This is a genomic window from Mesorhizobium sp. M8A.F.Ca.ET.161.01.1.1, from assembly GCF_004792105.1.
GTDB lineage: Bacteria > Pseudomonadota > Alphaproteobacteria > Rhizobiales > Rhizobiaceae > Mesorhizobium.
Genome location: NZ_SRTD01000005.1, coordinates 425,001 through 426,849, shown reverse-complemented (window position 1 = coordinate 426,849; position 1,849 = coordinate 425,001). Strand labels below are relative to the sequence as shown.

Below are 1,849 nucleotides of genomic sequence, written 5' to 3'. Positions count from 1 at the left end.
AGCAAAATACAAAAGAGCCCGCACGATGGCGGGCTCATTTGTATTTGGTTGCGGGGACAGGATTTGAACCTGTGACCTTCAGGTTATGAGCCTGACGAGCTACCGGGCTGCTCCACCCCGCGCCACCGATTTGCAAGCGAGAGCTTGCGAGAGGTTTGTCCGCCAAATGAAAGGGCCGCTTACGCGGCCCGTGTTTCCCGTTGGCGGGCCATGTTCAGAGAAGATTTCATCGCCTCGACCCAAAAACCGGCTTCGATTTTTGGAAAGTAGGATGTGACACATAAAACGTGCGTTTAGCAGACCTGGCAGCGACCTACTCTCCCGCGTCTTGAGACGAAGTACCATCAGCGCTGGAGCGTTTCACGGCCGAGTTCGGAATGGGATCGGGTGCAGCCGCTCCGCCATAACCACCAGGTCGGCAAAACGCACGTTAATCGAGAAGCTGTTTTTTGTGCCTTTGGAGTTCTTTTAGCCTGGCGCCTTTCGAAGCGAAGCTTCGCAAGGTCGACCGACCGTCGGCGCTTGTGCGCCGCACCCACGTAGCGCCGCCCGCAGGGCGGAACAAGCGTGAGTGAGAACAAACCATCTGACGAAGTCAGATGGACATAAGGAATGAGAACGATCAAGCCGATCGAACTATTAGTACCGGTAAGCTTCAAGCGTTGCCGCTCTTCCACACCCGGCCTATCAACGTGGTCGTCTTCCACGGTTCTCAGGGAATACTCGTTTTAAGGTGGGTTTCCCGCTTAGATGCCTTCAGCGGTTATCCCGTCCGGATATAGCTACCCTGCTATGCGGCTGGCGCCACAACAGGTCCACCAGAGATCCGTCCATCCCGGTCCTCTCGTACTAGGGACAGATCCTTTCAATATTCCTACACCCACGGCAGATAGGGACCGAACTGTCTCACGACGTTCTGAACCCAACTCACGTACCGCTTTAAATGGCGAACAGCCATACCCTTGGGACCTGCTCCAGCCCCAGGATGCGATGAGTCGACATCGAGGTGCCAAACAACCCCGTCGATATGGACTCTTGGGGGTCATCAGCCTGTTATCCCCGGCGTACCTTTTATCCGTTGAGCGATGGCCCTTCCACGCGGGACCACCGGATCACTATGACCGACTTTCGTCTCTGCTCGACTTGTCAGTCTCGCAGTCAGGCAGGCTTATGCCATTGCACTCAGCGAACGATTTCCGACCGTTCTGAGCCCACCATCGCGCGCCTCCGTTACTCTTTAGGAGGCGACCGCCCCAGTCAAACTACCCACCATACATTGTCCCGGACCCGGATAACGGGCCGCGGTTAGACATCCATAGTAATAAGGGTGGTATTTCAAGGGTGGCTCCACCTGAGCTGGCGCCCAGGTTTCAAAGCCTACCACCTATCCTACACATGCCACTACGAATGCCAATGTAAAGCTATAGTAAAGGTGCACGGGGTCTTTCCGTCTAACCGCAGGAACCCCGCATCTTCACGGGGAATTCAATTTCACTGAGTCTATGCTGGAGACAGCGGGGAAGTCGTTACGCCATTCGTGCAGGTCGGAACTTACCCGACAAGGAATTTCGCTACCTTAGGACCGTTATAGTTACGGCCGCCGTTTACTGGGGCTTCGATTCAGAGCTTGCACCCCTCCTCTTAACCTTCCAGCACCGGGCAGGCGTCAGACCCTATACGTCGTCTTGCGACTTCGCAGAGCCCTGTGTTTTTGATAAACAGTCGCTACCCCCTGGTCTGTGCCACCCTCCTCCACTTGCGTGGAAAAGGGTCACGCTTCTTCCGAAGTTACGCGTGCAATTTGCCGAGTTCCTTCAGCATAGTTCTCTCAAGCGCCTTGGTATACTCT

The 1,849-nt window shown here is 55.3% G+C and carries 1 tRNA gene and 2 rRNA genes (1 of these 3 running past the window's edge); all 3 read right to left on the bottom strand.

From position 1 onward, the window contains the following. Nucleotides 1–45 precede the first annotated feature (45 nt). A tRNA-Met gene (locus EN804_RS16290) sits at nt 46–122 on the bottom strand. 178 nt (nt 123–300) lie between these two features. Continuing rightward, nucleotides 301–415 (bottom strand): 5S ribosomal RNA (gene rrf, locus EN804_RS16285). Between the two features lie 203 nt (nt 416–618). Further along, a 23S ribosomal RNA gene (locus EN804_RS16280) occupies nt 619–1,849 on the bottom strand (it continues 1,579 nt past the right edge of the window).